Below are 11,585 nucleotides of genomic sequence, written 5' to 3' on the forward strand. Positions count from 1 at the left end.
TATGAGGGGATCCGCCAGCACCGGAGTAAACTCGATATCGATGTTATTAGATAGCGCACTACCAGCAATGGAAGCCGTGATATTGAAGGTTTGTGACGTTTTACTAGTGAACACTGCGGTGTAAGTGCCGTCACCATTATCTTGAGAAGACGCCAAAGTTAGCCCTGTGTGCTCGCCAAACGTAATGTCACCACCAGACGATGCATAGTCATTTCCATCCGCATCTTTGAGCTGAACAGTGACCGTTATTTGCTCACTTCCATCAGCATTGGCGGACACTTTATCTCGGCTAAACACGGCATTTGAGAAATCGACCACAGCCACAAATTCCACCGTAGCAGAGCCTCCTAGTGCATTACCATCAATCTCTCCGGAGATAACCACTTCTTGCGCTTTTGTTGAGGTTACTTTAGCGCTGTATGTGCCATCACCATTGGAGGTGATATCTGAGATGACTACCCCTTCAGATGGCTCATCCGTCAATGTCAGAGTTCCGGAATTTGATTCGCGAGCCGTACCAAACTCATCACGTTCCTGAACAGTAATAATGATTTCTGCGACACCGTCCGCCAGCGCTTCTGTGTTCTCAGCAAAAACGAACGTTTGAAGGTAATCAATCGGCAATTCAGCAAGACAATATTCGTTAGAGCTCGGTAACTGAATATCAAAAGTTATCGCGTTATCGGCGCTCGTCGTGGCGGTTGTACGTTCACCCCAGTAATAACGGTTCTCAAAATAAGAATAGGCTGAGCCCATGTATTCAATCGACTCGACCGCATCACTTTGCGTGGCGTTACCATCAGAGTCTGTTCTCCCCCATAAATAGTGAGAATAGTCTTGGTTGTACATCCAAAAATACGCCTCAGGTGCTGCTTTAAAGCGCGTGACGGCCATATCGTCGTCGGTACATACCAAACGGGTCTTAATGGCTTGTTCAATTTTGTCACAAAGCTGCAGCGACATAAGAGAAATGTTGGTGGTATCTGCTTTGGCAGTAAACTCCACTTGGGCCCAAGTTTGTCCTCCGTAGTAGTAGAGACGATATAACCCGTCTTCGACCAAGTTGGAGAAAGTGATGGTATCTCCATTCATTTGGCCCGAAGTTTCGTAAGAATAACCAGAGTAAAGGTAGTAGTAACCTGAGTCGACGGTTTGAGTTTTCGTTTCATCGATTGGACAAACTAACGACAGTCCGGTTTCGATATCAATACGAGGAGGGTTTACAATATTTAAGGTCGCCTTGAAGGATTTAGTCGAGTCACTCGATACACCAAAACAGAAGTCATCGAGATCGAGCCCCTCTGTCCCATCGGCTACTTCAATGACCTCACCGTCCACTTCAATCGACGCTAATAAACTGTTGCCTTGGCTATCCAGCAAATCAAAGTGACCAGCGAAGGCAGGCACTCGATTGATATTTAGCTTCTCAGGGTTATCACCCCAACCAGAAGGTTTGTAAGCCCAACCGCCGCCAGCTTTGGCAAAAGAAAGGCGCAGTTTTTGATTATTGGGGTCACCATTTGCATCCACAACATCGACATCAAGTTGACAGCGATCTTGTCCGTACCAATCCAGATTGTAGTATGAGAGGTGAGTGATTGGTTTCGAGACGGTAAAGGTGTTTTCGTTTTCTTGCTCGATAACGGCATCACCTTCGTAGCGCCATTTACCCGTTGAGTCGGTGTAACTCCAAATAGGGATCGTGCCATCGTCTAACGCCAAAGGCTCGCCCGTTTGCGGGTTCACCGTGGATTTTGGCACTTCAAACTCCAAATTGACGCCTTCTCCATCGAATGAAGACACTTTGTTACCGCTTTCATCGCCAATCTCAATCGCCACAAAACCGGCAGAAATAAAGGTCACGCTGTCAGGTGAGGTGATATCGCTTGGGAGCTCGCCATCAAACCCGTCTGGCGATAAACCACCAGGGAAAAGGTATAGCGGGTTATTCTCATCATCAGCTAGGCCTTTTGGATCCGCTGAAAACAGCATCATCGAAACAGAAACCTCTCCTACAGGCGTAAAAGGCTGTCCATCTTCACCGATGAATCCTGTTCCTGCAGGAATCGACAACTTAGCGGTCGCACCATCAAGGATTTTACCTCCGTCCGTGCTGTCATCTTTGGTCACTGTTGCAACATCAACGGAAGAGCGGGTCACGTGCCCATCTAGCTCAACACGTTCTTCAACAAATGTGGTCGCCTCCTCCGCTTTTTCTGACTTAGGGACAATCTCAATCCAGTAATTATCCGACATGGTGGTTTGGGTAAGATCAAACACTTGAGAGTTAGAGAAGAAGCCATCACCTCTTACAATCACCGTCATCTTAGCCACTCCACCATTCACATCGCTGGCGTTATCGACGTCAAAGTTGAATGGCACGATTCCAGACTCAGGAACCACCACGACATCACTTGAAATGCTTCCCCTTGATGGAAACCAGCCACTTCTCTTCCTAGAACATCTTGCACTCGAACGACAAACGTCTCATCCTGGTTAACCACATCAAAAACACACACATCAAAAACAAACAGCAGTTCTAGATTGGACATTTCTGTCTCATCGACTCGATTAGAGACGTTAAGTGATAAGCTTTGTTGGTGAGAAATTTGAGATGTCGATGAGGTGGTCGTTTCAGTGATAGGGTCATTACAGCCAAAGAGGGTAAGTAATGACATTACTCCTATCAAACAATACAACCACGCCCGTCTGCACGTATTGATCGTAACCATAAACTAGCCTTTATATTTATATGAAACAAAATGCATACAAATAGCAGCTTACTAGTGCAACTGCAGGGTATATGGATAAAATCATACTCAGAGCACAGTAAGATGAAACGAATGGTTTGGTATTCATTCTCCGCGTCTTACTTAGATAAAACGAATAAAAAAGCACCACATCTTACAACATGGTGCTTTTTGGGGGAAATTCAGGGTTGGTTTACAACACTGCTTTGCGGCTTGGTAGGAACACTTCGCCTAACATACAGCGTACAGAGCCACCACCAATCGATTCTATGGTAGAAACGTCAAATGGCAGCAATTTACCGTGTGTCGCTAGTTGATTTCTTTGTGCTGGAGAGAACGCATCGTAAGCTGATTGAGACATAGCAATGACCTTATCGCCGCGTACCGTTTCCAGTTGAAGGATGTTGCCGCAAAACTGGTTCATCTGTTCAAGAGAAATCGAGATCACCTGCTTGTCTTTCGCCAATGACTTGAGCACAAAGCGACGCTCAAACTCTGGGATCACTTCATCACAAATCACACAGAACTGCTCACCCACTGCCATCATCACGTTAGTGTGGTAAATCGGAGCACCAGAAGGCAAACGGGTTTGAAAAGAAATCACGCGATCATAACCAATGCGCTTGGCGTAATCTTCTAAAACCAAACGATCGCAACGTTGTGAGAGCGCGGCATAAACGGTTTTGTTGAAGTGATCGAACACCATCACGCCCGTGCTTTCTAGGTAGGCTTCTTCATCCAGATATTCAATCAGTGAGTCTTGTTGATGCACTTCACGACCTGCGTGCGCTAATGCAGCGACCAACGCATCCGGACGAACTTCATGCTGACGGTTTTCACACGCCATTGGGAAGGTATATAAAGTGCCTTCTGGGGTAGTGCTAAACCAGTTATTCGGGAACACTGCATCTGGCGTAGCGATATCAGATTGAGGGTAATCAAACTCAACCACTTGCACGCCTTCGTTTCGCAAGGTCTCAACCATCGCAACAAATTCAGCCATGGTATTACGTGAGACTTCTTCTTGGGTTAGCGATACTTGGTGTTGAAACTCGTTGTCTTGCGCAGTTTCTTCGTTAAAACGAAACTCTTTCGGCGGCACCATCACAACGCAGTTCGCGGTATGACGCAGAGCACTTTGCGTGCTTTCTTCTTTTCCATGTGCATTCTGAGGCACTGATTCGTGTAATAGCATCCAATACATTCCTTTTCACTAGAATGATGAGATTGTAAATTTATTGTTAACTTCAGTTTTGCTGTTTTTAATAATAATTCCCTCACGCAGAAGTAATAATTACTGGAAAAGCCACCATTGACCCGACTTTTTATTGTCACTTTGCCGATTTACTGTTTTGTGACGCGTGAATGGTCATCTCAAGAATAATGCACTAGCGAATTCTTTATAACCAACTAGTTACATTTAAAAAGCAATCGGTTAGACTATTTTTTCTCCTCTCACACATACGCAAAAACGTCTGCTTTCTGGCTAGCAGACCACAATATGTCTTATCTCATACTCGGTATTAACTGCTTCGTCCAAGGCAGGAAGAATTGATGGATTCAATTACTGAGATGGCAACTATTAACTTTAGGATGAGTTATGTTTAAACGATTTGAAGGCTTTACTGAGCCGTTCCCCAAATCACAGCCTGACCAACCCCCAGCGGGGATCTTTGCGTTTTTACGCCATTACACGCGCGGTTTTGAGAAACCGCTGATCATCATGTCGATCATGTCGACGATTGTGGCTATCGTAGAAGTCTCTCTGTTTGGCGCCATGGGTCAGTTGGTTGATTGGCTGTCCACCAGCAACCCAGAAACCTTTTTGCAAGACAACAAAACGGACCTTATTTTCTACGGCACCTTACTGCTGGTTATCATGCCGATTTTGGTGGTGATTTACTCACTGCTGATCCACCAAACTCTGCTGGGTAACTACCCAATGTCGGTTCGCTGGCTTGCGCACCGTTACTTGCTCAATCAAAGTCTGAACTTCTATCAGGATGATTTTGCAGGTCGTGTTGCGACTAAGGTGATGCAAACCTCTCTGGCGGTGCGAGAAACCGTCATGAAGACGATGGATGTTTTCGTCTACGTCTTGGTTTACTTCACCAGCATCATCGTGATGTTGGCCGCCGCTGACTGGCGCTTGATGATCCCAATGTTGGTTTGGCTAATGGCGTACATCGCGATTCAGATCCACTTCGTTCCGAAGCTAAAGGCCGTGGCTACTGAGCAAGCAGATGCACGTTCAACCATGACAGGTCGCATTGTAGACAGCTACACCAACATTCAAACCGTTAAGCTGTTCTCGCACAGTAAACGAGAGACCGAGTACGCCGAAGAAGGCATGAAAGGCTTCTTGAGTACTGTGTATCGCCAAATGCGCTTGGTGACCGGCTTCGATGTAGCGGTAGAGATCTCCAACTATCTATTGGTGTTCTCGGTGGCTGCGCTGTCGATTTATTTGTGGCTGGATAGCGCGATTAGCGTTGGTGCCATTGCGATTGCTGTCAGCTTAGCTCTGCGTATCAACGGCATGTCGATGTGGATCATGTGGGAAGTCGGTGCCCTATTTGAAAACTTGGGTACCGTCGTAGATGGCATGAAGACGCTGTCTAAACCTATCGACATCAAAGACAAAGCCGATGCAAAAGATCTGCAAGTGCCTCAAGGTGGTATTCACTTCGACAACGTCAGCTTCCACTACGGTGAGAAAAAAGGCGTGATTAACAACCTCGACCTTAATATCAAACCGGGTGAGAAAGTAGGCTTAGTTGGGCGGTCTGGCGCAGGTAAATCAACCTTAGTGAACTTGTTATTGCGTTTCCACGATGTGGAAGAAGGCAGCATCAAGATTGATGGGCAAGAAATCTCAAGCGTCACGCAAGATTCTCTGCGCTCGAAGATTGGTATGGTGACACAAGATACGTCCCTGCTGCATCGCTCAATCCGCGATAACATCTTGTATGGCAATCCAGATGCAAGTGAAGAGGACCTGATTAAAGCGACCAAACAAGCGCACGCACATGAGTTTATCGAGACCCTAACCGACCCGTTCGGCAACGTTGGTTACGACGCACAAGTGGGTGAGCGTGGTGTAAAACTGTCTGGCGGCCAACGTCAGCGTATTGCGATTTCACGCGTGCTGCTAAAAGACGCACCTTTACTGGTGCTTGATGAAGCGACTTCAGCACTGGATTCAGAAGTTGAAGCGGCCATTCAAGAGAGCTTGAACGAGCTGATGCAGGGCAAAACGGTTATCGCCATCGCGCACCGTTTGTCGACCATTGCGCAGATGGATCGCTTGATTGTGCTTGATAAAGGCAACATCGTGGAGCAAGGCACGCACAAAGAGCTTATTGCCAACAACGGCATTTATGCACAGCTTTGGGCACACCAAACGGGTGGTTTCCTTGGGGAAGAGTTAGAGAGTTAATGCGCTTCAATACCAATAAATACCCCAAAAAAAACGGCGCTCTAAGCGCCGTTTTTTCTACGATTTTGCTATATCCACTTAAGCCATCCAATATTTCACCACACACAGTTGGTGATAAAGATCACTAAAAATCTCACTTATGAAACACTTTTATGGATGAAAGTCACAAAATTCCTGGTAGTATAGCGCCCCGTTGCGTAATCGTTAGCAGTGGACACAACACAGAGTAGCAAGCTGGATTCATTTGTAATTTCACTTTTTGAGAAACAGCTATGCTCAATTGATGGCTTAGTTATTAATCTAATAATAAGGTAATTAGCTTATGTGTAAATGTGGTTCAATGCAGATCGTACAAGTAAGACAAAGTTGGGCGGATAAATTATTCGGCTACTCAGAGCGCTGGAAATGCCAACTTTGCCGTAAGGTCTTCCGCTTCTAAAAGCACAATAAAAAATAATCTTAGAGTTTCTAAGAAAAAGCAGTGGCCCGACAATGATTGTCGGGTTTTGTTTTTTGGCGCATTCCAATTCTTCCTATCCAAATAAATCCAAGTGAGCTCAACCTAGCATCTACCTATCGCTTAGGTATAAAATCATGCCCACTTATTACTTCATCAATTCATAAATAATCGGTCACTATGAACAAAAGTTTGCTGACTAATATCCTTGCTATCGCCATGATGGGTGCGGGATATCACATTCAAAATGATTACCTTTGGTACGCGGGTCTGTTCGCTTTTTCTGGAGCTATCACTAACTGGCTAGCCATTCATATGCTATTTGAAAAAGTACCCGGCTTATACGGCTCAGGCGTCATTCCAGCACGTTTTGAAGAATTTAAATTGGCCATCAAAAACTTGATGATGGAGCAATTCTTTACTGAAGCAAACATCGACCGTTTCCTAAATAAAGAAATGGCAGGCGGCATGAAAATTAACCTTGAGCCTGTGATCGAGAAAGTCGATTTAAACCCAGCCTTTGATTCATTGGTCGAAGTCATCGAAGGCTCTCAGTTTGGTGGCATGCTTGCAATGTTTGGCGGTGCAGAAGCACTGCAACCCATGCGCCAACCGTTTGTGGAAAAAATGCAAGAGTCGATTATTGAGCTAAGCAAGAGCGACACCATTAAGGAAGCACTAAAAGAGCAAATGGAATCGCCTGCAATGATGGATGAAATCAAGCAGAACATTGAAAGCATCATTGACCAGCGCCTGAGTGAGCTGACACCCGCTTTGGTTAAAGAAATCGTGCAGAAGATGATTAAAGAGCACCTTGGTTGGCTCGTGGTTTGGGGCGGTGTGTTTGGTGGCCTTATCGGTGTACTAACCACATCCGTAAGCGCATAAAAAAGCTAATTGAAACTTGATATACAAAAGGAGCCTCATGGCTCCTTTTTTGTGTCTGATATCGACGTATCTCCACTCGTATTAACCGAGTAATTCAGGGTTCACACCAAATCCCGTCTTATGTTCTTCAATAACCACTTCACTTCGAGTTTGGATCACGCCCGGTAGTGTCCCAAGCTTACTCGACATAAATTCCTGATAAGCCTTCATGTTCTTTACTCGAACTTTAATCATGGTGTCGAAATCACCTGACAACGAATAACACTCTTCAATTTCAGGCATGAGCTCTACCGCTTTGGCAAATTTCTCGAAAATCGAGAAGCTGGTTTGATCAAGACGAATATGAATAAACACCTGCACATCTAGCCCAAGCTTCTCTGCATTGAGCTCTGCGTGATAGCCATTTATGTAGCCTTCTTTCTCCAGCCTTTTTACGCGTTCAGAGCATGGTGATGTGGTCAAGTTCACTTGCTTTGCTAATTCCACCACTGGAATTCGCCCTCGAGAATGCAACACTCTCAAAATTTGCAAATCAATTCTATCCAGTTGATAACTCATTAACCACATCCTTGTAACAACTCAGGAGCCACCAGATTAATAGTAACTATTCAGTTTGCAAATAGTGAAATATACATCGTGTGAAACCCATATGAATTTAACGATTGCCCCGTACAAAAAAGCACCAACCGTTCCAAAAATGAAAACTTTTATGTATGTAATTTATAAATACATTGAGCAAACTAGGTAACTTTATTTATTAGATAAATTTGTTAACAAAAAAATGGAATGGTGAACTTTGAAGAGAAAAATATGAGCTTTTAAGAAAAGAATTGAGCCAAATTGTAAGGCAATAATAGGCAAAAATATCAAGGAGAAAGCAATGTTAACCCTACAACTCGCGTACAAGCCGTTTGGTGTTGGCGAATGGACGTACACGACCGTTTCGCACGAGGTCGCAAAGTCACTAGCGTCTGAATATGCCTCTTATGGCTGGCCAGTTATGATCGATGGACTACCTTTCGCAACAGAAAAAGAGCTGGCTGCGTAAACGCCGATTACATGATCGCTGATGTCTGTCGCGCTGGATGCTGAACCACTTCACCAATAGCGCGATGGTTACAACAGCGACAGTAGTATTGTGGTTCCATCTCGTAATAATGTTCACCAGTTACGAACTTGGCCATTAATTGTGTGAAGCTCACCACTTTCCCTGTCAGTGTTTGGATTTGCTCTGGTTCACAACGCTTCATGATCACTTTGTGCTGCGTTGCTCTTCTACAAGCTGAGCAATAGATATCCGGCATTACAATCTCTCCCTGTATTTTTCGTTACTACTGACAATTGACATATTTTGTTCAAAATAATTCCACAATAAAAAAGCCCCTTCTCTTTTTTGTGCCCTAACTCCAAAAATTCCCGTACACGCGCCCGAAAACTGAGACCTTGGTCAGTCCGCCTGCTTTCGGACCGAACAATGAAAAATAACACCTATGTATGCAATACAATGAACCATCACACACTACATATTATTGAGTGCTTATCTTTACATTTCTCTACAGAAAACTTCACACATTGGATTGAAATAGAAATAAGGGGGTCGTTATGCGAATTTAAGCAATTTACAGTGTGAATTATGTCCTAATCAGGTCAAATTTCATGTGCAGAATGTAATTTCAAAACACATGCCGCACTTCATCAATCCATCACCAGGCGCGTTAGTAGTCGTGACTTAGTGGTGTCTCACGGTCGCTCCCTCGTAGAGCGGTGTTTAAGGGGATTCGCGGTGCCCAACCCAGAACCCATGAGGCGGGTGTTCAATTCCCATTTATTGATTTAAGATACTTGGATGCTACTTCTGACCAGATCTTGATGTCTGGTACACCCAATCCGTGAGGTAAAACCAAGATGCCAGCACAACCCACTCTCTTCACCGAACGACTTATTCTTCGCCCATTTCATCACAACGATTGTGAGCGTGTAGCTTTGCTCGCTGGAGAAAAAATCATCGCAGATATGACCGCTAACATCCCACACCCTTACGAACCACCAATGGCAAAAACTTGGATAGATGGGCATGGCCCTATGTTCTATGAGCGCAGAGGTGTCGTCTATGCCATCACATTGAGAAGCACAGGAGAACTGCTTGGTGCGGTGAGTTTACCAAGAATAGAAGACGGGTACGGTACATTGGGATATTGGATTGGCGTACCATACTGGGGAAAGGGTTATGCTTTTGAAGCATCTAAAACCCTAGTTGAGTTTGCTCAATCATATTTCGAACTCGTCGGTATTCGTGTGATGCACTTAGCAGAGAATCAACGCTCAAAGTCCGTGATAAAGAAACTAAATGTGCCTTATATAGGAAACAAAACCCTTAGCATGCAAGGCGTAGAACGCGAAGTTTGCGTCTACCAATGCAGATTTGATGCGAATAACTAAACCTGAAAGCGTTCCGCAAACTAAAGAAAGCACTGAGTGTACGGTGGGACTTGCCTCTTAGATTTGTTGTTCAGCGAAACTAAACGGCTCTCATCGTGACATTATGATGTGCAAAAGATAACTAAATAGAACATGGAGTCATTGGCATGGAAAGCCTCGCAAAATCTCTCAATCAACAAGGGTTCCGCTGTCATGCGTTAGATAGAAAAGTCAAAGTAGAACTCGGTAGCTTCGGGCAGTTTGTTTACATTGTAAAAGATTACCAAAGCGGTTGTTATATCGTTCAAAGTCACGTATCCATACAACTGATAAGCTTTGTTTTAATGCTTGGTGTTGGCTTATATGGTTTGGCTGATCAAGGAAGTGCTCTTAGTGCGGTGATTGCAGCGATTTCTCTTGGCGGCTTAATCAACCTAATCTTAATCGAAGTAAAAACGCTTCCGCTTAAACGAAACTTACAACAACTATCGAATATAAGCTTAGAAGAGGTGGAGAATAGTCATTGATACGCTACACCACGAAGGAACCCTATCAGTTTCCTCACACTTACTCCGATAAAAGTGGTTAGCGCAATAAATAAAATAACTTGAACATAAGAGTGATAACTGAGAATGCTTAATACAAAAAAGCCAGCAGTGATGCTGGCTTTTCTCTCTCTTAGTCTTGAGCGACTTTCACGCGAATCTTGCTTTTCGCTACGCTGGTCATGTTCAGCGCTTCCATTGCAGCAATCGCTTCTGCTTCATCTGGCATGATCACAAAGCCGAAGCCTTTTGATAAACCGGTTTCTTGATCAAGAACCAATGTACAAAGTTCCACTTTGCCGTGCTCAGAGAATAGTGCACGCATATCTTGCTCAGTCGTTTGACGAGCCAAGTTTCTTACTAAAAGTTTCATAATGAACCTAGTGATTTGAATAACCATACAATTCTCTCAGGTTCTTCCAAGCAAACCAAGTGAATAATATTGTGCGAACAACTAGATCATTCTAAGTACATCTGTTTAAATGATTTTTCGTTTATTTTTCACCCAAAGGAGAGCCGGAATGGAAACGAAACGTCTTAAGCTAATTCCCGCTTGTTTAGAGCGTGCAGAAGAGGCACATCAAGCGGTATTACGAGGCCAAAAGACACTCGAAGTGTATCTTCCTTGGGTACCACATGTGCTCACACTAGAGGCCATGATTGAGGGAACAGAAAAAGCCATCGCGAACTTTGAAAATTTCGAAGAGGAATTACGTTACTTCATCATTGAAAAAGAGAGTGATCGCTTAATTGGTGCCGTTGGCTTAATGATTAAAGATCAGGAAGTACCCTCATTTGAAATCGGTTACTGGCAGGATGATAGCGCTGTAGGTAATGGCTACATTTCCGAAGCGGTGCTTGAACTAGAGCGCTACGCGTTTGAAGATCTTGGTGCGAGGCGCATTGCGATTACCGCAGATTCAACCAACCTAAAAAGCCGTGCCGTCGCAGAACGTTGCGGTTATGACTTTGAAGGTGAGCTTAGACACGATCGTGTTTCTACCTCAGGAGAACTGAGTAACACGGTAGTTTACGCCAAAATCCGTCACTAAAAGCAAAAAAGCCCGCGATGAACGCCTGTCTCTTAT

General features: G+C 44.4%; 12 protein-coding genes. 6 read left to right on the forward strand and 6 right to left on the reverse strand.

Features of this window, described 5'->3' with window-relative positions; genetic code table 11:
- From KIV40_RS15235 to KIV40_RS15245, 3 genes are all read right to left on the reverse strand, one after another.
- A partial coding sequence (locus tag KIV40_RS15235; RefSeq protein ID WP_285350029.1) for an Ig-like domain-containing protein occupies positions 1 to 2,406 on the reverse strand: 2,406 nt, incomplete at its 3' end.
- Positions 2,343 to 2,678 carry a hypothetical protein gene (locus KIV40_RS15240; RefSeq protein ID WP_285350030.1) on the reverse strand — a complete coding sequence of 112 codons (336 nt, stop codon included), beginning with the start codon at positions 2,676 to 2,678 and terminating at the stop codon, positions 2,343 to 2,345. The genes KIV40_RS15240 and KIV40_RS15235, both read right to left, overlap by 64 nt.
- 265 nt (positions 2,679 to 2,943) lie before the next feature.
- Complete coding sequence (locus KIV40_RS15245; protein WP_021018351.1) at positions 2,944 to 3,945, reverse strand: arginine deiminase-related protein; 1,002 nt, start codon at positions 3,943 to 3,945, stop codon at positions 2,944 to 2,946.
- A gap of 405 nt (positions 3,946 to 4,350) precedes the next feature.
- On the opposite strand from KIV40_RS15245, the gene KIV40_RS15250 reads away from it, so the two are divergent.
- A complete protein-coding gene (locus tag KIV40_RS15250) occupies positions 4,351 to 6,189 on the forward strand; it encodes an ABC transporter ATP-binding protein (RefSeq protein ID WP_285350032.1) in 1,839 nt (612 codons plus the stop codon).
- A gap of 637 nt (positions 6,190 to 6,826) precedes the next feature.
- Entirely contained in the window at positions 6,827 to 7,534 is a 708-nt protein-coding gene (locus KIV40_RS15255; protein ID WP_012130407.1) for a hypothetical protein, read from the forward strand.
- A gap of 81 nt (positions 7,535 to 7,615) precedes the next feature.
- Here the strand turns inward: KIV40_RS15255 and KIV40_RS15260 are convergent, their stop codons facing one another.
- Positions 7,616 to 8,092, reverse strand: coding sequence for an Lrp/AsnC family transcriptional regulator (locus KIV40_RS15260; RefSeq protein WP_005449899.1), 477 nt, complete (start codon positions 8,090 to 8,092; stop codon positions 7,616 to 7,618).
- 322 nt (positions 8,093 to 8,414) lie between these two features.
- Here KIV40_RS15260 and KIV40_RS15265 point away from each other — a divergent pair, with 322 nt between their 5' ends.
- Positions 8,415 to 8,582 carry a hypothetical protein gene (locus KIV40_RS15265; RefSeq protein ID WP_005428989.1) on the forward strand — a complete coding sequence of 56 codons (168 nt, stop codon included), beginning with the start codon at positions 8,415 to 8,417 and terminating at the stop codon, positions 8,580 to 8,582.
- A gap of 7 nt (positions 8,583 to 8,589) precedes the next feature.
- On the opposite strand, the gene KIV40_RS15270 is transcribed toward KIV40_RS15265, so the two are convergent.
- The gene (locus KIV40_RS15270; RefSeq protein WP_038888678.1) at positions 8,590 to 8,838 is read right to left on the reverse strand and encodes a hypothetical protein; all 249 of its coding nucleotides are present in this window, start codon (positions 8,836 to 8,838) and stop codon (positions 8,590 to 8,592) included.
- A gap of 601 nt (positions 8,839 to 9,439) precedes the next feature.
- Between KIV40_RS15270 and KIV40_RS15275 the strand changes: the two genes are divergently transcribed.
- Together KIV40_RS15275 and KIV40_RS15280 are read left to right on the forward strand one after the other, a co-directional pair.
- A complete protein-coding gene (locus tag KIV40_RS15275; protein WP_285350035.1) occupies positions 9,440 to 9,973 on the forward strand; it encodes a GNAT family N-acetyltransferase in 534 nt (177 codons plus the stop codon).
- A 146-nt stretch (positions 9,974 to 10,119) separates the two neighbouring features.
- Positions 10,120 to 10,479, forward strand: a complete 360-nt coding sequence (locus tag KIV40_RS15280) for a hypothetical protein (RefSeq protein ID WP_134977187.1) — start codon at positions 10,120 to 10,122, stop codon at positions 10,477 to 10,479.
- Positions 10,480 to 10,630: 151 nt separating this feature from the next.
- Here the strand turns inward: KIV40_RS15280 and KIV40_RS15285 are convergent, their stop codons facing one another.
- On the reverse strand, positions 10,631 to 10,870 hold the full coding sequence (locus KIV40_RS15285; protein WP_285350036.1) for an RNA-binding protein: 240 nt from the start codon (positions 10,868 to 10,870) through the stop codon (positions 10,631 to 10,633).
- Between the two features lie 148 nt (positions 10,871 to 11,018).
- Here KIV40_RS15285 and KIV40_RS15290 point away from each other — a divergent pair, with 148 nt between their 5' ends.
- Positions 11,019 to 11,549, forward strand: coding sequence for a GNAT family N-acetyltransferase (locus tag KIV40_RS15290; RefSeq protein WP_285350037.1), 531 nt, complete (start codon positions 11,019 to 11,021; stop codon positions 11,547 to 11,549).
- Positions 11,550 to 11,585: the final 36 nt, after the last annotated feature.

Source organism: Vibrio sp. D173a (assembly GCF_030248475.1).

Coding starts and splice junctions, on each gene's coding strand:
- KIV40_RS15240 (WP_285350030.1), bottom strand. CDS start 2,678: ATGTCATTACTTACCCTCTTTGGCTGTAATGACCCTATCACTGAAACG.
- KIV40_RS15245 (WP_021018351.1), bottom strand. CDS start 3,945: ATGCTATTACACGAATCAGTGCCTCAGAATGCACATGGAAAAGAAGAA.
- KIV40_RS15250 (WP_285350032.1), top strand. CDS start 4,351: ATGTTTAAACGATTTGAAGGCTTTACTGAGCCGTTCCCCAAATCACAG.
- KIV40_RS15255 (WP_012130407.1), top strand. CDS start 6,827: ATGAACAAAAGTTTGCTGACTAATATCCTTGCTATCGCCATGATGGGT.
- KIV40_RS15260 (WP_005449899.1), bottom strand. CDS start 8,092: ATGAGTTATCAACTGGATAGAATTGATTTGCAAATTTTGAGAGTGTTG.
- KIV40_RS15265 (WP_005428989.1), top strand. CDS start 8,415: ATGTTAACCCTACAACTCGCGTACAAGCCGTTTGGTGTTGGCGAATGG.
- KIV40_RS15270 (WP_038888678.1), bottom strand. CDS start 8,838: ATGCCGGATATCTATTGCTCAGCTTGTAGAAGAGCAACGCAGCACAAA.
- KIV40_RS15275 (WP_285350035.1), top strand. CDS start 9,440: ATGCCAGCACAACCCACTCTCTTCACCGAACGACTTATTCTTCGCCCA.
- KIV40_RS15280 (WP_134977187.1), top strand. CDS start 10,120: ATGGAAAGCCTCGCAAAATCTCTCAATCAACAAGGGTTCCGCTGTCAT.
- KIV40_RS15285 (WP_285350036.1), bottom strand. CDS start 10,870: ATGAAACTTTTAGTAAGAAACTTGGCTCGTCAAACGACTGAGCAAGAT.
- KIV40_RS15290 (WP_285350037.1), top strand. CDS start 11,019: ATGGAAACGAAACGTCTTAAGCTAATTCCCGCTTGTTTAGAGCGTGCA.